Below are 19,572 nucleotides of genomic sequence, written 5' to 3' on the forward strand. Positions count from 1 at the left end.
CGAGGGCGCCTCGACCGAAGGATCCGCACGATGCGGGCGACCTGCGCAGGTGAACTGAGCTGGACGGCATCCGTGCTGTCATACGAGCCCCGTGCGCCTGCGCCGGGGCTCTTGTCGTCGGACCGGGAGGGTGCCGGCACCACGATGAAGGAGGCCCCATGGCGACTGCTGCGAAGGCTGCTGCCATTGCCGAGATGACGGACCTGTTCCGCAACTCGGGTGCGGCCGTGCTCACTGAGTACCGCGGACTGACCGTGGCCCAGCTGACCGAGCTGCGAGGCTCGATCCGCGAGCACGCGACCTATGCCGTGGTGAAGAACACGCTCACCAAGCTTGCTGCCAACGAGGCCGGAGTCACCGACCTTGACGAGCACCTGCAGGGCCCCACTGCGATCGCCTTCGTCACCGGTGACCCGGTCGAGGCTGCCAAGGGCCTGCGTGACTTTGCCAAGGCCAACCCTGACCTGGTGATCAAGGCGGGTGTGCTCGACGGCAAGCCGTTGAGCTCCGAGGAGATCACCAAACTCGCCGACCTTGAGTCGCGCGAGACCCTGCTGGCCAAGTTGGCCGGGGCCATGAACGCCTCGCTGACGAACGCCGTCTACCTGTTCGCCGCGCCGCTGTCTCAGACGGCTCGCGTGGTCGACGCGCTCCGCGCGAAGGTCGAGCAGGAAGGTCCCCAGGGAGGATCTGCGGCGGATTCCGCTGCCGCCGAGACCGCAGAGGCCGAGCCGGCCGCTGCGGACGAGGCACCGGTCGAGACCGCGGAGGCCCCGGCCGCTGCGGAGGAGACCACCACCGACGTCGCCGAGGGTGGCGACGACAGCTGAGACGAGCCTTCGGGTGTCACAGCCCGGAACCCGTCAAGGCATTAACCACACACCGCCACTCACGGCACCACTAGGAAGGAACGCCACCATGGCGAAGCTGACCACCGAGGAGCTCCTGGAGAGCTTCAAGGAGATGTCCCTGATCGAGCTCTCCGAGTTCGTGAAGCAGTTCGAGGAGACCTTCAACGTCACCGCAGCGGCCCCGGTTGCCGTCGCGGGCGCTGCTCCCGCCGGAGGCGGCGGCGAGGCCGCTGCTGTCGAGGAGCAGAGCGAGTTCGACGTCGTCCTCGAGTCCGCTGGCGACAAGAAGATCCAGGTCATCAAGGAGGTCCGTTCGCTGACCTCCCTGGGCCTGAAGGAGGCCAAGGACCTCGTCGATGGCGCCCCGAAGCCGATCCTGGAGGGTGTCGACAAGGACGCCGCCGAGAAGGCCAAGGAGGCGCTCGAGGGCGCCGGAGCCACCGTCACCCTCAAGTGACACGTGCCGGGTCGATGACCCGGTGACGCCTTGCGAAGCGGGCGGGACTGACCACTGGTCGGTCCCGCCCGTTCTGCGTTGCCACGTCCCAGACCCGCCCGTTCTGCGTCGCTTGCCGCCAGGGCGGACATTCAAACAGGCGAAGTCACAGGGCCCTGCGCGTTTCTGCAGGTCAGCGAGCTGCCCCTGCTCGCGGACTCCCACGTCACCTGTTTGAATGCACGCCATCGGCGGCGAAGAGGGGACGTATGCCGAGGGCTGGCTCGCTCTGTGCCGCACCGGGGCGTGGGGCAGGGAAAGAGTGCTGGTGCACGGCGATTTCACTGGACACGCCGGGGGATGGCTTGACGAACAGGGGCGTTCGAGGGCATCCTCAGTGCCGTCATCACGCGCCGGCGTGGGTCACCGCGAGGGGGCGGTTGGACCCGACCGGCCTTTCGTGTATGCTATCTCTTTGCGCTGCCCTTGTCCCGTGCCGCACCCACTATCTGAGGTCCAGACCCCCGCATCGTTGCGTCTGGTCCAACTTGAGTGTGGTCGTGGGCCGGAGCAGTTGCTGACCCGCTGCTCATGTTAGGCCTGTGGAAGGACCAATCCTTGGCTGCCTCGCGCACTGCGAAGACGACTGTGTCCACCGCTCGGACGGCTTCTGGCCGTTTGAGCTTCGCCAAGATCCGGGAGCCGCTGGAGGTTCCGGATCTCTTGGCGCTCCAGACGGAGAGTTTTGACTGGTTGCTCGGAAACGAGGACTGGCAGGCTCGCGTCGCTGCCGCGAAGGACGGCGGCAAGTATGACGTCCCCGACCGCTCCGGTCTCGAGGACATCTTTGAGGAGATCTCCCCGATCGAGGACTTCTCCGGCTCCATGTCCCTGTCATTCCGGGACCACCGCTTCGAGGAGCAGAAGTACTCCATCGAGGAGTGCAAGGAGCGGGATATGACCTATTCCGCTCCGCTGTTCGTCACCGCGGAGTTCATCAACAACACCACCGGTGAGATCAAGTCCCAGACGGTCTTCATGGGCGACTTCCCGCTCATGACCGACCGGGGCACGTTCATCATCAACGGCACCGAGCGTGTCGTGGTGTCCCAGCTCGTCCGCAGCCCGGGCGTCTACTTCGAGCGCTCGCTCGACAAGACGGCCGACAAGGACATCTACTCCACCAAGATCATCCCGAGCCGGGGTGCCTGGTTGGAGTTCGAGATCGACAAGCGTGACCAGGTCGGCGTGCGCGTCGACCGCAAGCGCAAGCAGTCGGTCACGGTGCTCCTGAAGGCCCTGGGCTGGACCGAGGCCCAGATCCTCGAGGAGTTCGGCGACTACGAGTCGATCCGCGCCACCCTGGAGAAGGACCACACGGCCGACCAGGACGAGGCGCTGCTGGACATCTACCGCAAGCTGCGTCCGGGCGAGCCCCCGACCAAGGAGGCCGCGCAGACCCTGCTCGACAACCTCTACTTCAACCCCAAGCGCTATGACTTGGCCAAGGTTGGTCGCTACAAGATCAACAAGAAGCTGGGTGTCGAGGCTCCGCTGAACGAGTCCGTCCTGGGCGTCGACGACATCGTCGCCACCATCAAGTACCTCGTCGCGCTGCACGCCGGCGAGGACTCGATGGAGATCGTCCGCAACGGTCAGACCGAGGAGCTGCGCGTTGAGGTCGACGACATCGACCACTTCGGCAACCGCCGTCTGCGCTCGGTCGGCGAGCTGATCATGAACCAGGTCCGCACCGGGCTCTCGCGCATGGAGCGCGTCGTCCGCGAGCGGATGACCACCCAGGACGTCGAGGCCATCACGCCGCAGACCCTGATCAACATCCGGCCGGTCGTCGCCTCCATCAAGGAGTTCTTCGGCACCAGCCAGCTGTCGCAGTTCATGGACCAGAACAACCCGCTGTCGGGTCTGACCCACAAGCGTCGCCTGTCGGCGCTGGGCCCCGGCGGTCTGTCCCGTGACCGCGCCGGCATGGAGGTCCGTGACGTCCACCCGTCGCACTACGGCCGCATGTGCCCGATTGAGACCCCTGAGGGTCCCAACATTGGTCTGATCGGTTCGCTGGCCTCCTACGGCCGGATCAACCCGTTCGGCTTCGTGGAGACCCCCTACCGCAAGGTCATCGAGGGTCGGGTCACCGACGACATCGACTACCTGTCCGCGGACGAGGAGGACCACTTCGTCATCGCGCAGGCCAACGCCGAGCTCACCGAGGACGGCACCTTCGCCGAGGAGCGGATCCTGGTCCGCACCAAGGGCGGGGAGGCCACTGACGTCCCGGCCGGCGACGTGGACTACATGGACGTGTCCGCACGTCAGATGGTGTCCGCGGCCACCGCGATGATCCCGTTCCTGGAGCACGACGACGCCAACCGTGCGCTCATGGGCGCCAACATGCAGCGTCAGGCCGTGCCGCTGGTGCGCGCCGAGGCGCCGTTGGTCGGCACCGGCATGGAGCACCGCGCGGCGCTCGACTCCGGTGACGTGGTGCGTGCCGCCAAGGCGGGCGTGGTCCAGGAGGTCTCGGCCGACCTGGTCACCGTCGCCCACGACGACGGCACCTACCAGTCCTACAAGATCTCCAAGTTCACCCGGTCCAACCAGGGCAACTGCTACAACCAGCAGGCCAAGGTCAACCAGGGTGACCGCGTCGAGGCCGGCGACCTGCTGGCCGACGGTCCCGCGACCGACGGCGGCGAGATGGCACTGGGGCGCAACCTGCTCGTGGCGTTCATGCCGTGGGAGGGCCACAACTACGAGGACGCGATCATCCTCTCCCAGCGTCTGGTGCAGGACGATGTCCTCTCCTCGATCCACATCGAGGAGCACGAGATCGACGCCCGCGACACCAAGCTGGGGCCGGAGGAGATCACCCGGGACATCCCGAACGTCTCCGACGAGGTGCTGGCCGACCTGGACGAGCGCGGCATCATCCGCATCGGTGCCGAGGTCCGCGACGGCGACCTGCTGGTCGGCAAGGTCACGCCCAAGGGTGAGACCGAGCTGACCCCGGAGGAGCGCCTGCTGCGCGCCATCTTCGGTGAGAAGGCCCGTGAGGTCCGCGACACCTCGATGAAGGTCCCGCACGGCGAGACCGGCACGATCATCGGCGTCAAGGTCTTCGACCGCGAGGAGGGCGACGAGCTCCCCCCGGGCGTCAACCAGCTGGTGCGCGTCTATGTCGCCAACAAGCGCAAGATCACCGATGGTGACAAGCTCGCTGGCCGCCACGGCAACAAGGGCGTCATCTCCAAGATCCTGCCCGTCGAGGACATGCCGTTCATGGAGGACGGCACGCCCGTCGACATCGTGCTCAACCCGCTGGGTGTGCCCGGCCGGATGAACGTCGGTCAGATCCTGGAGCTGCACCTCGGCTGGGCCGCGGCGCAGGGCTGGGAGATCGCCGAGGGCGCCGAGTGGGCCAACGGCATCCCCGCCGACGCGCACACTGCCCCGCCGCGCAGCCGCGTGGCCAGCCCGGTGTTCGACGGTGCGACCGAGCACGAGATCGCCGGCCTGCTGGAGTCGACCACCCCGTCGGCTTCTGGCGAGCGTCTGATCGGTGAGTCCGGCAAGGCCCGTCTGTTCGACGGTCGTTCCGGCGAGCCCTACCCCGAGCCGGTCTCGGTGGGCTACATGTACATCCTGAAGCTGCACCACCTCGTGGATGACAAGATCCACGCGCGCAGCACTGGTCCGTACTCCATGATCACGCAGCAGCCGCTGGGTGGTAAGGCGCAGTTCGGTGGTCAGCGTTTCGGCGAGATGGAGGTCTGGGCCCTGGAGGCCTATGGCGCCGCCTACGCCCTGCAGGAGCTGCTCACCATCAAGTCCGATGACGTGACGGGCCGCGTGAAGGTCTACGAGTCCATCGTCAAGGGCGACAACGTCCCGGAGCCGGGCATCCCCGAGTCCTTCAAGGTGCTCATCAAGGAGATGCAGTCGCTCTGCCTGAACGTTGAGGTCCTGTCCTCAGACGGCACGCAGATCGACCTGCGCGAGTCCGACCAGGAGGTCTTCCGCGCAGCGGAGGAGCTCGGGATCGACCTCTCGCGCCGCGAGCCCAGCTCCGTCGAAGAGGTATGACGCATGGCCGGCCCCGCGCTCACCCTCACCGGTGCGCCGGGGCCGGCACCGCGGCATACGACCTGCGACGCCACGGCAGGACGTCACGAGTCGGACCAACCGGCTCCACGGCATACGCCACTAAGAACTGTTGTACGACCTAACTGAGACGAGTTCAGTCTCACGAGAGGACCCACGTGCTCGACGTCAACTTTTTCGACGAGTTGCGGATTGGCCTGGCCACGGCGGAGCAGATCCGTCGCTGGAGCCACGGCGAAGTCAAGAAGCCCGAGACCATTAACTACCGCACCCTGAAGCCGGAGAAGGACGGGCTCTTCTGCGAGAAGATCTTCGGTCCGACCCGTGACTGGGAGTGCTACTGCGGCAAGTACAAGCGCGTCCGTTTCAAGGGCATCATCTGTGAGCGCTGCGGCGTTGAGGTGACCCGCGCCGGTGTGCGTCGCGAGCGGATGGGCCACATCGAGCTCGCCGCTCCGGTGACCCACATCTGGTACTTCAAGGGTGTCCCCAGCCGTCTGGGCTACCTGCTCGACCTGGCCCCGAAGGACCTCGAGAAGGTCATCTACTTCGCGGCCTACATGATCACGTCCGTGGACGAGGACGGCCGCCACCAGGCGCTGCCCTCGCTCGAGGCCGAGATCGACTCCGAGCGCAAGGTGCTCGAGGACCGTCGTGACGCCGACGTCAACACCCGCGCCGTCAAGCTCGAGGCCGACCTGGCCGAGCTCGAGGCCGAGGGTGCCAAGGCCGACGCCCGGCGCAAGGTCAAGGACGGCGCCGAGCGGGAGATGAACCAGATCCGTCGTCGCGCGGACCAGCAGGTCGAGCGCCTCGACCAGGTCTGGGACCGGTTCAAGAACCTCAAGGTCCAGGACCTCGAGGGTGACGAGATCCTCTACCGCGAGATGCGTGACCGGTTCGGCATGTACTTCGAGGGCGGCATGGGTGCTGCGGCGCTGCAGAAGCGCCTGCAGAACTTCGACCTCGAGGCCGAGGTTGAGCTGCTCCGCGAGATCATCGCCACCGGCAAGGGCCAGAAGAAGACCCGCGCCATCAAGCGCCTCAAGGTCGTCACCTCGTTCCTGACGACGGACAACAACCCCGACGGCATGGTCCTGGACTGCGTCCCGGTCATCCCGCCGGACCTGCGTCCGATGGTGCAGCTGGACGGTGGCCGCTTCGCGACCTCCGACCTCAACGACCTCTACCGTCGCGTGATCAACCGCAACAACCGGCTCAAGCGACTGCTTGACCTGGGTGCGCCGGAGATCATCGTCAACAACGAGAAGCGGATGCTGCAGGAGGCCGTCGACTCGCTGTTCGACAACGGTCGCCGCGGTCGCGCCGTCACCGGCCCGGGCAACCGGCCGCTGAAGTCGCTGTCCGACATGCTCAAGGGCAAGCAGGGTCGCTTCCGTCAGAACCTGCTCGGCAAGCGCGTCGACTACTCCGGCCGTTCGGTCATCGTCGTCGGCCCGCAGCTGAAGCTGCACCAGTGCGGTCTGCCCAAGCAGATGGCGCTGGAGTTGTTCAAGCCGTTCGTGATGAAGCGCCTGGTCGACCTGGACCACGCCCAGAACATCAAGTCCGCCAAGCGGATGGTCGAGCGCGGCCGCTCCGTGGTGTGGGACGTGCTCGAGGAGGTCATCACCGACCACCCCGTGCTGCTGAACCGTGCGCCCACGCTGCACCGCCTGGGCATCCAGGCCTTCGAGCCGCAGCTGGTCGAGGGCAAGGCCATCCAGATCCACCCGCTCGTCTGCACCGCCTTCAACGCGGACTTCGACGGTGACCAGATGGCCGTGCACCTGCCCCTGTCGGCAGAGGCGCAGGCCGAGGCCCGGATCCTGATGCTCTCGAGCAACAACATCCTCAAGCCGGCCGACGGTCGCCCGGTGACCATGCCCACCCAGGACATGATCATCGGTCTGTTCCACCTGACCTCGGAGACGTTCGGCACGCCAGAGGTGGCCGAGGATGGTGGGCCGGTGCGGTCCTTCACCTCGATCGCCGAGGCCCGGATGGCCTACGACGCGGGTGCCATCGAGATCGGCACGCCGATCCGGCTGCGCGTGCGGGACACCGCCGCACCGCTGGGTCACGAGCTGCCCGAGGGCAACGAGGTGACCGAGGACGGGATCGCGTCCGAGTTCATCGTCAACACCACGCTGGGCCGCGCGATCTTCAACAACGCGCTGCCGCCGAACTATCCGTTCGTCAACGACGTGGTCGACAAGAAGCGTCTCTCCTCGATCGTCAACGACCTGGCCGAGCGCTACACCAAGGTGCAGGTCGCGGCGTCCCTTGACTCGCTCAAGGACACCGGCTTCCACTGGGCGACGCGCTCGGGCACGACGGTGGCCATCTCCGATGTGATGACCCCGCCGCGCAAGGCCGAGATCCTGGAGTCCTATGACGCCAAGGCCGCCAAGGTCCAGACGCAGTATGAGCGTGGTCTGATCACCGACGACGAGCGCCGTCAGGAGCTCATCGAGATCTGGACCCAGGCGACCAACGAGGTCGCCAAGGAGCTCGAGACCACGATGCCCAAGGACAACACCATCTATCGGATGGTGACCTCGGGTGCTCGAGGCAACTGGTTCCAGCTGCGTCAGATCGCCGGCATGCGTGGCCTGATGGCCAACCCCAAGGGTGAGATCATCCCGCGCCCGATCAAGTCCAACTTCCGTGAGGGCCTGTCGGTGCTGGAGTTCTTCATCTCCACGCACGGTGCCCGCAAGGGGCTGGCCGACACCGCGCTGCGGACCGCCGACTCGGGTTATCTGACCCGTCGTCTGGTGGATGTCAGCCAGGACGTCATCATCCGTGAGGACGACTGCGGCACCGACCGTGGCTTCCTGATGCCGATCGGCGTGCAGACGCCGAGCGGTGACCTGCGCGAGCACGACGACGTCGAGACTGCTGTCTATGCCCGGACCCTGGCACAGGACGTCGAGCACGACGGCACCGTGCTGGCCGAGGCTGGCATCGATCTCGGTGACGTGGTCATCGACGCTCTGGTCGCTGCGGGCGTCGCGGAGGTCAAGGTCCGGTCGGTGCTCACCTGTGAGTCGCTGGTCGGCACCTGCGCCAAGTGCTACGGCCGTTCGCTGGCCACCGGCAAGCTGGTCGACATCGGTGAGGCCGTCGGCATCATCGCGGCCCAGTCCATCGGTGAGCCCGGCACCCAGCTGACGATGCGCACCTTCCACACCGGTGGTGTGGCCGGTGACGACATCACGCAGGGTCTCCCGCGTGTGGTCGAGCTGTTCGAGGCCCGCACGCCGAAGGCGGTCGCCCCGATCGCCGAGGCCACCGGTCGCGTCCAGATCGAGGACACCGACAAGTCCCGTCGGATCCTGCTGGTGCCCGACGACGGCTCCGAGGAGCACGCCTACCCGGTCACCAAGCGGCAGCGTCTGCTGGTTGCCGACGGCGAGCACGTCGAGGTCGGCCGTCAGCTGGTCCAGGGTGCGATCGACCCCAAGCAGGTCCTGCGCATCCTCGGCCCGCGTGCTGCCCAGCAGCACCTGGTCGATGAGGTCCAGAAGGTCTACCGCCAGCAGGGTGTGTCGATCCACGACAAGCACATCGAGGTCATCGTGCGGCAGATGCTGCGCCGGATCACGATCATCGAGGCCGGTGACGCCCAGCTGCTGCCGGGTGAGCTGGTCGAGCGTGGTCGCTTCGAGACCGAGAACCGTCGCGTCGTGTCCGAGTCCGGCAAGCCGGCCTCGGGTCGTCCCGAGCTGATGGGCATCACGAAGGCCTCGCTGGCCACCGACTCGTGGCTGTCCGCGGCGTCCTTCCAGGAGACCACCCGGGTGCTCACGGAGGCGGCCATGCAGGCCAAGTCCGACCCGCTGCTGGGCCTGAAGGAGAACGTCATCCTCGGCAAGTTGATCCCGGCTGGCACGGGTCTGCCGCGTTACCGCAACCTCACCGTGGAGCCCACGGAGGAGGCCAAGGCAGCGGCCTACGCCGTCCCGGACTACGACCAGTTCGAGTACCCCGCCTTCGGGCCGGGCTCGGGCGAGGCCGTCCGACTGGACGACCTGTCTGTCGGAGACGACCGCTTCTGATCGACTGACTGCACCACCGCCCAGGGGCGGGTATGCCGAAGCTCACCTTCGGCATACCCGCCCCTTGGTCGTTGGTCGGGTCCGGTCGTTGGTTGGGTCGCGCGACCCGGTGCAGGTGCATGGATCGTTCACAGGTTCTCGCCAGAAGTCGGTGATGCAGAGCGCAGGTGCATGGATCCTTCACAGGTTCTCGCCAGAAGTCGGTGATGCAGAGCGCAGGTGCATGGATCGTTCACAGGTTCTCGCCCGAAGTCGTTGATGCGGAGCGCAGGTGCATGGATCCTTCACAGGGCGCACGAGCGTGACAGAGTGAACGCCCGTGAACGGTGCAGAGCGGTCCGAGGACGTCGACCGAGTCGTGTCGATGCTGCGGAGCGCGCTGCCAGTGACCACCGGGCGGTGCGTGCTGCGCGAGGTGCGGGTGGGCGACGTCGAGGCCGTCCACGCCTATCGGGGGCTGCCAGAGGTCACCCGCTATCTGGGGCACCCGCCGTTGAGCCGTGAGCAGGTGGGCGAACTCGTTGCGGGATGGCGAAAAGACCGAGCGGCCGTGACGGTGGTGTGTGAGCAGGACGGCCAGGTGGTCGGCGACGTGCGAGTCTGGTGCCGTCCCAGCGCGGCGATGCGGCCGGCGACGACCAGGCACGTGGACGCCGGCCTCGGCTATGCCTTCCACCCGGCCGTGCACGGGCAGGGACTGGCGACCGAGAGCGCGGGAACCGTGCTCGAGCTTGTGCTCGGCCCCGGTGGCGTCCGGAGAGTGACGGCGCGGGTCTTCGCGCCCGCGACCGCGTCGGCCAGGCTGCTCGCCCGACTGGGCTTCACCCAGGACGGGTGCGACCGCGCGGCAGTGCTCGCACCGGACGGGTTGAGTTGGTGGGACGATCAGCTCTGGAGCCGGCTGGGTGCACCTGCGCGTATGCCGTAGGTCACCGCTCGCAGAGGACCGCAGGTGAGAGCCCGGCGTGATTTGGCGCATGCCACGGCCGCCGGTAGTCTTGAGGCTTGTGTGCGTAGGGTCTTCCCTGCGCGCGTGTCGTCGGGCTAGGTCTCGACGACCACCACCTCTCGCCGGGCAGCTCTGCGCGGCCATCCATCCCCATCCATGATGGGTGGTGCCGTGGCCGTTTGGGGAAGTGCAGGGGGGAGCACCGTCGTGACACACCCGGGTTCGGGGGTGGAGCGCCGGCCAGATCAAGGAGCGTGAACCGTCGTGCTGGCGGATCACGCAGACAACATCGACTGACGGAGAATCAGTGCCCACTATTAACCAGCTCGTCCGCAAGGGACGCCAGGACAAGGTCAAGAAGAGTGACAGTCCTGCCCTGAAGGGCAACCCGCAGCGGCGCGGTGTCTGCACCCGCGTCTACACCACCACCCCGAAGAAGCCGAACTCTGCCCTGCGCAAGGTCGCTCGCGTGAAGCTGACCAGCGGCATCGAGGTCACGGCCTACATCCCGGGTGTCGGTCACAACCTGCAGGAGCACTCCATCGTGCTCGTGCGCGGTGGCCGTGTGAAGGACCTGCCGGGTGTCCGTTACAAGATCGTCCGCGGCTCCCTCGACACCCAGGGTGTCAAGGGCCGCAACCAGTCCCGCTCCCGTTACGGGACGAAGAAGGAGAAGAAGTAATGCCTCGTAAGGGCCCCGCTCCCAAGCGTCCGCTGATCTCCGACCCCGTCTACGGGTCCACCCTGGTCACCCAGCTCGTCAACAAGATCCTGGTCGACGGCAAGAAGTCCGTCGCCGAGACCATCGTCTATGGCGCGATGGAGGGCGTCCGCGCCAAGACCGGCACGGACCCCGTCGCCACGCTCAAGCGTGGTCTGGACAACATCCGCCCCGCGCTGGAGGTCAAGAGCCGCCGCGTTGGTGGCGCGACCTACCAGGTCCCGATCGAGGTCAAGCCGGGCCGTTCCACCACGCTGGCCCTGCGCTGGCTGGTCGGCTACTCCCGTCAGCGTCGTGAGAAGACGATGACCGAGCGCCTGATGAACGAGATCCTGGACGCCAGTAATGGTCTGGGCGCCGCGGTCAAGCGCCGCGAGGACACCCACAAGATGGCCGAGGCCAACAAGGCCTTCGCGCACTACCGCTGGTGACGCTGGTCCCCACCGGCAACCACCTGACATACGCAACGAGCTAGAGAAGAGAAACTGTGGCAATCGACGTTCTGACGGACCTGAAGATGGTCCGCAACATCGGCATCATGGCCCACATCGATGCCGGCAAGACGACGACCACCGAGCGGATCCTGTTCTACTCCGGTGTCAAGCACAAGATGGGCGAGACCCACGACGGTGCGTCGACAACCGACTGGATGGAGCAGGAGAAGGAGCGGGGGATCACCATCACCTCCGCGGCCGTCACCAGCTTCTGGAAGGGCCACCAGATCAACCTGATCGACACGCCCGGCCACGTGGACTTCACCGTTGAGGTCGAGCGCAACCTGCGCGTCCTCGATGGTGCCGTTGCCGTGTTCGACGGCAAGGAAGGTGTCGAGCCGCAGTCCGAGACCGTGTGGCGTCAGGCCGACAACTACGGCGTCCCGCGCATGTGCTTCATCAACAAGATGGACAAGATGGGCGCGGACTTCTACTTCTCGGTGAAGACCATCGTGGACCGGCTCGGTGCCACCCCGTTGGTCATGCAGCTGCCGATCGGTGCCGAGGCTGACTTCGTCGGCGTCGTCGACCTGGTGCGCATGAAGGCCCTGACCTGGCACGGCGAGACCGCGCTGGGCGAGGACTACGACGTGGAGGACATCCCGGCCGACCTGCAGGCCAAGGCGGACGAATACCGCGCCCTGCTGGTCGAGCGGGTCGCCGAGTCCGATGACGAGCTGCTGGAGAAGTTCCTCGGTGGCGAGGAGCTGACCGAGGACGAGATCAAGGCCGGCGTGCGCAAGCTGACGCTGGCCAGCGAGGTCAACCCGGTCTTCTGTGGCACGGCCTTCAAGAACAAGGGCGTCCAGCCCCTGCTCGACGCGGTCGTCGACTACCTGCCCAGCCCGGTTGACCTGCCGCCGACCGAGGGCCACAAGCCCGGTGACGAGGAGACCGTGATCTCACGGAAGCCGAGCACCGACGAGCCCTTCGCGGCGCTGGCCTTCAAGATCGCGACCCACCCGTTCTTCGGGACGCTGACCTACATCCGGGTCTACTCGGGTGAGATCGTCGCCGGACAGCCGGTCATGAACTCGACCAAGGGCAAGAAGGAGCGTCTGGGCAAGCTGTTCCAGATGCACGCCAACAAGGAAAACCCCGTCGATAAGGTTTCGGCAGGGCACATCTACGCAGTCATTGGCCTGAAGGACACCACCACTGGTGACACCCTGTGCGACATGAGTGAGCAGATCATCCTTGAGTCGATGACCTTCCCGGAGCCGGTCATCCACGTGGCCATCGAGCCCAAGACCAAGGGTGACCAGGAAAAGCTCGGCGTCGCGATCCAGAAGCTGGCCCAGGAGGACCCCACCTTCACCGTTCGCCTCGACGACGAAACCGGCCAGACCATCATCGGTGGCATGGGTGAGCTCCACCTCGACATCCTGGTCGACCGCATGAAGCGGGAGTTCAAGGTCGAGGCCAACGTCGGTGCGCCGCAGGTGGCCTACCGCGAGACGATCCGTCGCCCCGTGGTGAAGTACGACTACACCCACAAGAAGCAGACGGGTGGCTCGGGCCAGTTCGCCAAGGTGCAGATGACCTTCGAGCCGTTGGACACGTCCGAGGGCGAGCTGTACACCTTCGACAACTCCGTCACCGGTGGGCGCATCCCGCGGGAGTACATCCCCAGCATCGACCAGGGCATCCAGGAGGCCATGCAGCTCGGCGTCCTGGCTGGCTACCCGCTCGTCGGGATCAAGGCCACCCTGCTCGACGGCGCCTATCACGACGTCGACTCCTCGGAGATGGCGTTCAAGATCGCCGGCTCCATGATCCTCAAGGAGGCCGTCCGCAAGGCGGACCCGGTCCTGCTTGAGCCCGTGATGGCCGTCGAGGTGCGCACCCCCGAGGACTACATGGGTGACGTGATCGGTGACTTGAACTCCCGCCGTGGCCAGATCCAGGCCATGGAGGACATCAGTGGTGCCAAGGTCGTCAAGGCCGTGGTTCCTCTGTCCGAGATGTTCGGGTACGTTGGTGACCTTCGGTCCAAGACCCAGGGTCGTGCCAACTACACGATGCAGTTCGACTCCTACGCCGAGGTTCCCCGGAACGTCGCGGAGGAGATCATTAAGAAAATCCGTGGTGAGTGAGCAGTAGACTCCCCACCGGAGTTTCACCACAACTTGCAAGATGTCGCCACCATGACTAGAGACAGTGGCGATGACACAACACAGTCCTGAGGAGGACCCAAGTGGCTAAGGCCAAGTTCGAGCGGAGCAAGCCGCACGTCAACATCGGTACGATCGGGCACATCGACCACGGCAAGACGACGCTGACGGCTGCCATCTCCAAGGTCCTGCACGACAAGTACCCGGACCTCAACGAGTCCTCGGCGTTCGACACGATCGACAAGGCGCCCGAGGAGAAGCAGCGCGGCATCACGATCTCGATCTCGCACATCGAGTACCAGACCGAGAAGCGCCACTACGCGCACGTCGACTGCCCGGGTCACGCCGACTACGTGAAGAACATGATCACCGGTGCGGCCCAGATGGACGGTGCGATCCTGGTCGTCGCCGCCACCGACGGCCCGATGCCGCAGACCAAGGAGCACGTCCTCCTGGCCCGCCAGGTCGGCGTTCCCTACATCGTCGTCGCGCTGAACAAGTCCGACATGGTCGACGACGAGGAGATCATGGAGCTCGTCGAGATGGAGGTCCGCGAACTGCTGTCCTCCTACGACTTCCCGGGCGACGACCTGCCGGTCGTTCAGGTCTCCGCGCTGAAGGCGCTGGAGGGCGACGCCGAGTGGGGCGCAAAGCTCCTGGGCCTCATGGACGCCATCGACGAGTTCATCCCGGAGCCGGTCCGCGAGACCGACAAGCCGTTCCTGATGCCCGTTGAGGACGTCTTCACGATCACCGGTCGTGGCACCGTCGTCACCGGTCGCATCGAGCGCGGCATCCTCAACGTCAACGAGGAGATCGAGATCGTTGGCATCCAGGAGGGCCCGCCCCAGAAGACCACCGTCACCGGCATCGAGATGTTCCGCAAGCTGCTCGACGAGGGTCGTGCGGGCGAGAACGTCGGTCTGCTGCTGCGCGGCACCAAGCGTGAGGACGTCGAGCGCGGGCAGGTCATCTGCAAGCCGGGCTCGATCACCCCGCACACCGAGTTCGAGGCCAACGTCTACATCCTGGGCAAGGACGAGGGTGGCCGTCACACGCCGTTCTACGACAACTACCGTCCGCAGTTCTACTTCCGGACCACGGACGTCACCGGTGTCGTGCACCTGCCCGAGGGCACCGAGATGGTCATGCCCGGTGACAACACCGAGATGACCGTTGACCTGATCCAGTCGATCGCGATGGAGGAAGGCCTCGAGTTCGCGATCCGCGAGGGCGGCCGCACCGTCGGCGCCGGCCGGGTCACCAAGATCATCAAGTGATCTCACGCCGGGCGACCGGCAACAGCCGCTCAGCACGAGCTGACCTGCACGAGCAGAACAGCCTGAGCTGAACAGCACAAGGAAGGGCCCGCAACCTGTTGAGGTTGCGGGCCCTTTCGCTATCTCTGGCACCGGTGCGGGATTGGCGCGGCAACAATGGGGTTCCGTCCAGCACGGACCGCTCTCTGGCGCTGGTGCGGGATCGGCGCGGCAACAATGGGGCTCCAGCACCGGACACGCAGCAACGATGACGGCACCGTGCGCGACACGCGGTAGGTTGCCGGAGGCGCTGTCCCCTGATCGGCGCCCGGACCGATCGAAGGAGAACCCGTGGCAGACCTTGACGCCTCGATGAGCGGCCAGTGGCACTTTGACCCCGAGCACACCCGGGTCGGCTTCTCGGCCAGGCACGCGATGATCACCACGGTGCGCGGCGCCTTCAATGACGTCAAGGGCGTCATCGACCTGAACGTGGACGACCTCAGCGCCTCGAGCGTCCGGGTGCACCTGGGGGCGGGCAGCGTCGACACCCGCAACGACAAGCGCGACGCCCATCTGCGCAGCGCCGACTTCTTTGATGTCGACAACCACCCCGAGATCACCTTCGTCAGCAGCACGATCGACGAGGTCGAGGAGGGCAACTTCATGGTGGTGGGGGACCTGACGATCCGCGGCACGACCAAACAGGTGGCGATCCCCATCGAGCTGCTCGGCATCAACCGCGACCCGATGGGCAACCTGCGCGCAGGCTTCGAGGCCACCCGGCGGTTGAACCGCCGCGACTACGGCCTGGAGTGGAACATGCCCCTCGACGCGGGCGGGGTTCTGGTCTCCGAGAAGGTGACGCTGGAGTTTGAGATCTCCGCCATCAAGGTTGAGGGCGACGACCCCGCCTGAGTCACACCTCGGCCTACGTGCCTCGGTGGGGGACGGCGTGCATGACCGGGCGCGGATGACTGATGTGGCACGACGGCGTGCAGAACCGGGCACGGATGACCGTCGTGGCACGACGCCGTTGGCTGGAGTCGCTGACTCGCGCGGGCGGTGCCACTAGCACGGCGGAGCCAGTGTGCAGCGGATCTCATCGCCTCGATTTGGGCTGTGCCGCCGAGTCATGGCACTATAGACAGGTTGCTTGACGCACGGCGCTGACCCACGTTGGTTCCGTCAGCCATCTAGCACGCTTGGAAGGCGCCCACTCGGGTGCTGGGGAGCGGGCATGGCAGCTCAAGCCCCGGCCAGATCGGGCTCCGAACACCATCACCAGAAGCGTATTTGAGCTTCTGGTGCCCGGCAAGAGGGCGACACGCCCGACCGCGGGGGTCGGAGACCACCTGGACGGCCAATGCCAGTAGTACGACGAGAGAGAGTCAGACAAGCGATGGCGGGACAAAAGATCCGCATCCGGCTGAAGTCCTATGACCACGAGGTCATCGACAGCTCGGCGCGCAAGATTGTCGACACGGTCACCCGTGCCGGCGCGACCGTGGTGGGCCCTGTGCCGCTGCCGACGGAGAAGAACGTGTTCTGCGTCATCCGGTCGCCCCACAAGTACAAGGACAGCCGCGAGCACTTCGAGATGCGCACGCACAAGCGTCTGATCGACATCGTCGACCCGACGCCCAAGGCGGTTGACTCGCTGATGCGTCTCGACCTGCCGGCAGATGTCAACATCGAGATCAAGCTGTAAGGGCACCACCTATGACTGCTACTACCGAACGCGCCGTCAAGGGCGTCCTCGGCGAGAAGCTCGGCATGACCCAGGTTTGGGATGCCGACAACCGCCTGGTGCCCGTGACCGTCATCAAGGCCGGCCCCTGCGTCGTGACGCAGGTCCGCAACGCCGAGACCGACGGCTACAACGCGATCCAGATCGCCTTTGGCGCCATTGACCCCCGCAAGGTCAACCAGCCCACCAAGGGTCACTTCGAGAAGGCCGGGGTCACCCCCCGCCGCTACGTTGCCGAGCTGCGCACCAGCGATGCCGCTGACTACGAGATCGGCCAGGAGTTCTCGGCCGACACCTTCGAGGGCGGCCAGAGCGTCGACATCACCGGGAAGACCAAGGGCAAGGGCTTCGCTGGCGTCATGAAGCGCCACGGCTTCCACGGTGTCAGCGCTTCGCACGGTGCACACCGCAACCACCGCAAGCCGGGCTCCATCGGCGGCGCTTCGACCCCCGGGCGTGTCTTCCGGGGTCAGAAGATGGCCGGCCGCATGGGTGGCGAGCGCCAGACCACTCAGAACCTCACCATCCACGCCGTGGATGCGGACAAGGGCCTGCTGCTGATCAAGGGCGCCGTTCCCGGCCCGCGCGGCAGCGTTGTCCTCGTCCGCACGGCAGCCAAGGGGGCGTGACGCGATGACGACCATCACCATCACCAAGCCGACCGGTGGCGACGCCGGCACGGTTGAGCTGCCCGCCGAGATCTTCGACGTGCAGACCAACGTGCCGCTGATCCACCAGGTCGTCGTGGCCCAGCAGGCCGCGGCCCGCCAGGGCACGCACGCCACCAAGACCCGCGCCGACGTGCGCGGTGGTGGCCGCAAGCCCTACCGCCAGAAGGGCACCGGCCGCGCCCGCCAGGGCTCGATCCGTGCGCCGCAGTTCACCGGCGGTGGCATCGTCCACGGCCCGCAGCCGCGCGACTACAGCCAGCGGACCCCCAAGAAGATGAAGGCCGCCGCTCTGCGCGGTGCCCTGTCTGACCGGGCCCGTCACGGCCGCATCCACTGCCTGAGCGCCCTGGTGGAGGGTCAGACCCCGTCCACCAAGACCGCGTTCGCGGCACTGAGTGGCCTCACCGAGCGTCCGAACCTGCTGGTCGTCATTGACCGCGCGGACGAGGTCGGTCTGAAGAGCCTGCGCAACCTCGCGGACGTGCACGTGCTCTTCGTCGACCAGCTCAACACCTATGACGTGCTGTGCGCCGACGATGTGGTCTTCACCCAGGCGGCACTCACCTCGTTCATCGAGGGCCGCAAGGTCGAGGCCGCACCGGCCGAGACCGCAGTGGCACCTGCTGCCGAGGTTGAGGTTGCTGAGGCTCCGGCCCCGGCGGCGACCGAGGCTGCGACGCTGACCGACGGTGGCTTCGGCCCCGAGTCGGCGCCGGCCACCGAGGACGGCGCGGCCCCCGCAGGGTTCACCGTCAAGGGCAACAAGGACTCGATGAAGTTCCACGTCGAGGGCTCCCGCTGGTATGACCAGACGGTTGCCGAGGTGTGGTTCAGCACCGCCGAGGCCGCGACGGCCGCTGGTTTCGAGCCAGCTGGTGGAGCTGCTGCGCAGTCCGCTGACACGGGCGCCGAGATCGGCACCGATGAGGAGGGCACCAAGTGAGCACCGCACTCGAGGCCAACAAGGACCCGCGCGAGATCCTGATCTCCCCGGTTGTCTCTGAGAAGGCCTACACGCTGCTGGACCAGGGCAAGTACACCTTCGTGGTGGACCCCCGGGCCAACAAGTCCGAGATCAAGCGCGCTGTCGAGTCCGTCTTCGGCGTCAAGGTCGAGTCGGTCCACACCCTGAACCGCGTCGGCAAGACCCGCCGCACCCGGTTCGGCACCGGCAAGCGCAAGGACACCAAGCGGGCGATCGTCACGCTTCGCGAAGGCACCATCGACATCTTCGGCACGCTCTGAGCCGGGTAGTCGAGACGAGAACCGAGGACTTTAAGTAATCATGGCTATTCGTAAGCACAAGCCGACAACGCCGGGCCGTCGTGGCTCCAGCGTGTCCGACTTCGTCGAGGTGACGCGCTCCACGCCGGAGAAGTCGCTGGTCCGTCCGCTGACCAAGTCCGGTGGACGCAACAACTCCGGGCGCATCACCACCCGTCACATCGGTGGTGGCCACAAGCGTGCCTACCGCGTGATCGACTTCCGTCGTCACGACAAGGACGGCATCCCGGCCAAGGTCGCTCACATCGAGTACGACCCCAACCGCACCGCGCGCATCGCGCTGCTGCACTACGCGGACGGCGAGAAGCGCTACATCATTGCGCCGAACCGCCTCCGTCAGGGCGACGCGATCGAGCAGGGCCCCTCGGCTGACATCAAGCCGGGCAACAACCTGCCGCTGCGCAACATCCCGGTCGGTACGGTCATCCACGCCATCGAGCTCAAGCCCGGTGGCGGTGCGAAGATCGCCCGTTCCGCCGGGACCCGCGTTCAGCTCGTCGCCAAGGAGGGTGCCTACGCCCAGCTGCGTATGCCCTCCGGTGAGATCCGCAACGTGGACGCTCGCTGCCGCGCCAGCATCGGCGAGGTCGGCAATGCCGAGCAGAGCAACATCAACTGGGGCAAGGCCGGCCGCATGCGGTGGAAGGGCAAGCGCCCGACCGTCCGTGGTGTCGTGATGAACCCCGTCGACCACCCGCACGGTGGTGGTGAGGGCAAGACCTCCGGTGGCCGTCACCCGGTCAGCCCGTGGGGTCAGCCTGAGGGCCGCACCCGTCGTCCGAACAAGCCCAGCGACAAGCTCATCGTTCGTCGCCGCCGCACCGGCAAGAAGCGCTGAGTAGGGAGCAAGCGAACAC

General features: G+C 66.3%; 15 protein-coding genes. All 15 read left to right on the top strand.

The features are described 5' to 3' along the window. Positions 1 to 158: 158 nt before the first annotated feature. Positions 159 to 830 (top strand): 50S ribosomal protein L10, encoded by a 672-nt coding sequence (gene rplJ / locus NF556_RS04390; protein ID WP_252594283.1) that lies wholly within the window; start codon positions 159 to 161, stop codon positions 828 to 830. 88 nt (positions 831 to 918) lie between these two features. Beyond that, positions 919 to 1,308 carry a 50S ribosomal protein L7/L12 gene (rplL, locus tag NF556_RS04395; protein WP_252594284.1) on the top strand — a complete coding sequence of 130 codons (390 nt, stop codon included), beginning with the start codon at positions 919 to 921 and terminating at the stop codon, positions 1,306 to 1,308. Between the two features lie 597 nt (positions 1,309 to 1,905). Further along, positions 1,906 to 5,391: a DNA-directed RNA polymerase subunit beta gene (gene rpoB / locus NF556_RS04400; protein WP_252594285.1), complete on the top strand. Its 3,486-nt coding sequence runs from the start codon at positions 1,906 to 1,908 to the stop codon at positions 5,389 to 5,391. A 176-nt stretch (positions 5,392 to 5,567) separates the two neighbouring features. Further along, on the top strand, positions 5,568 to 9,473 hold the full coding sequence (locus NF556_RS04405; RefSeq protein WP_252594286.1) for a DNA-directed RNA polymerase subunit beta': 3,906 nt from the start codon (positions 5,568 to 5,570) through the stop codon (positions 9,471 to 9,473). 319 nt (positions 9,474 to 9,792) lie between these two features. After that, complete coding sequence (locus tag NF556_RS04410; RefSeq protein WP_252594287.1) at positions 9,793 to 10,401, top strand: GNAT family N-acetyltransferase; 609 nt, start codon at positions 9,793 to 9,795, stop codon at positions 10,399 to 10,401. A 328-nt stretch (positions 10,402 to 10,729) separates the two neighbouring features. After that, positions 10,730 to 11,104 (top strand): 30S ribosomal protein S12, encoded by a 375-nt coding sequence (rpsL, locus tag NF556_RS04415; RefSeq protein WP_252594288.1) that lies wholly within the window; start codon positions 10,730 to 10,732, stop codon positions 11,102 to 11,104. Then, positions 11,104 to 11,574 (top strand): 30S ribosomal protein S7, encoded by a 471-nt coding sequence (gene rpsG, locus NF556_RS04420; RefSeq protein WP_252594289.1) that lies wholly within the window; start codon positions 11,104 to 11,106, stop codon positions 11,572 to 11,574. The genes rpsL and rpsG overlap by 1 nt, the downstream gene beginning before the upstream one ends. 56 nt (positions 11,575 to 11,630) lie before the next feature. Beyond that, positions 11,631 to 13,733, top strand: coding sequence for an elongation factor G (gene fusA / locus NF556_RS04425; protein WP_252594290.1), 2,103 nt, complete (start codon positions 11,631 to 11,633; stop codon positions 13,731 to 13,733). Positions 13,734 to 13,834: 101 nt separating this feature from the next. Then, a complete protein-coding gene (gene tuf, locus NF556_RS04430) occupies positions 13,835 to 15,031 on the top strand; it encodes an elongation factor Tu (RefSeq protein ID WP_252594291.1) in 1,197 nt (398 codons plus the stop codon). Positions 15,032 to 15,361: 330 nt separating this feature from the next. Then, on the top strand, positions 15,362 to 15,928 hold the full coding sequence (locus NF556_RS04435; RefSeq protein WP_252594292.1) for a YceI family protein: 567 nt from the start codon (positions 15,362 to 15,364) through the stop codon (positions 15,926 to 15,928). A 484-nt stretch (positions 15,929 to 16,412) separates the two neighbouring features. Further along, positions 16,413 to 16,721 carry a 30S ribosomal protein S10 gene (rpsJ, locus tag NF556_RS04440; RefSeq protein ID WP_006946210.1) on the top strand — a complete coding sequence of 103 codons (309 nt, stop codon included), beginning with the start codon at positions 16,413 to 16,415 and terminating at the stop codon, positions 16,719 to 16,721. A gap of 11 nt (positions 16,722 to 16,732) precedes the next feature. After that, on the top strand, positions 16,733 to 17,389 hold the full coding sequence (gene rplC, locus NF556_RS04445) for a 50S ribosomal protein L3 (RefSeq protein ID WP_252594293.1): 657 nt from the start codon (positions 16,733 to 16,735) through the stop codon (positions 17,387 to 17,389). A gap of 4 nt (positions 17,390 to 17,393) precedes the next feature. Then, on the top strand, positions 17,394 to 18,374 hold the full coding sequence (gene rplD, locus NF556_RS04450; protein WP_252594294.1) for a 50S ribosomal protein L4, sunset domain variant: 981 nt from the start codon (positions 17,394 to 17,396) through the stop codon (positions 18,372 to 18,374). Continuing rightward, on the top strand, positions 18,371 to 18,676 hold the full coding sequence (rplW, locus tag NF556_RS04455) for a 50S ribosomal protein L23 (protein ID WP_252594295.1): 306 nt from the start codon (positions 18,371 to 18,373) through the stop codon (positions 18,674 to 18,676). The genes rplD and rplW overlap by 4 nt, the downstream gene beginning before the upstream one ends. Positions 18,677 to 18,716: 40 nt before the next feature. Next, complete coding sequence (gene rplB / locus NF556_RS04460) at positions 18,717 to 19,553, top strand: 50S ribosomal protein L2 (protein WP_252594296.1); 837 nt, start codon at positions 18,717 to 18,719, stop codon at positions 19,551 to 19,553. Positions 19,554 to 19,572: the final 19 nt, after the last annotated feature.

Source organism: Ornithinimicrobium faecis, assembly GCF_023923225.1.
GTDB lineage: Bacteria > Actinomycetota > Actinomycetes > Actinomycetales > Dermatophilaceae > Ornithinicoccus > Ornithinicoccus faecis.

Coding starts and splice junctions, on each gene's coding strand:
- rplJ (WP_252594283.1), top strand. CDS start 159: ATGGCGACTGCTGCGAAGGCTGCTGCCATTGCCGAGATGACGGACCTG.
- rplL (WP_252594284.1), top strand. CDS start 919: ATGGCGAAGCTGACCACCGAGGAGCTCCTGGAGAGCTTCAAGGAGATG.
- rpsG (WP_252594289.1), top strand. CDS start 11,104: ATGCCTCGTAAGGGCCCCGCTCCCAAGCGTCCGCTGATCTCCGACCCC.
- rpsJ (WP_006946210.1), top strand. CDS start 16,413: ATGGCGGGACAAAAGATCCGCATCCGGCTGAAGTCCTATGACCACGAG.
- rplC (WP_252594293.1), top strand. CDS start 16,733: ATGACTGCTACTACCGAACGCGCCGTCAAGGGCGTCCTCGGCGAGAAG.
- rplD (WP_252594294.1), top strand. CDS start 17,394: ATGACGACCATCACCATCACCAAGCCGACCGGTGGCGACGCCGGCACG.
- rplB (WP_252594296.1), top strand. CDS start 18,717: ATGGCTATTCGTAAGCACAAGCCGACAACGCCGGGCCGTCGTGGCTCC.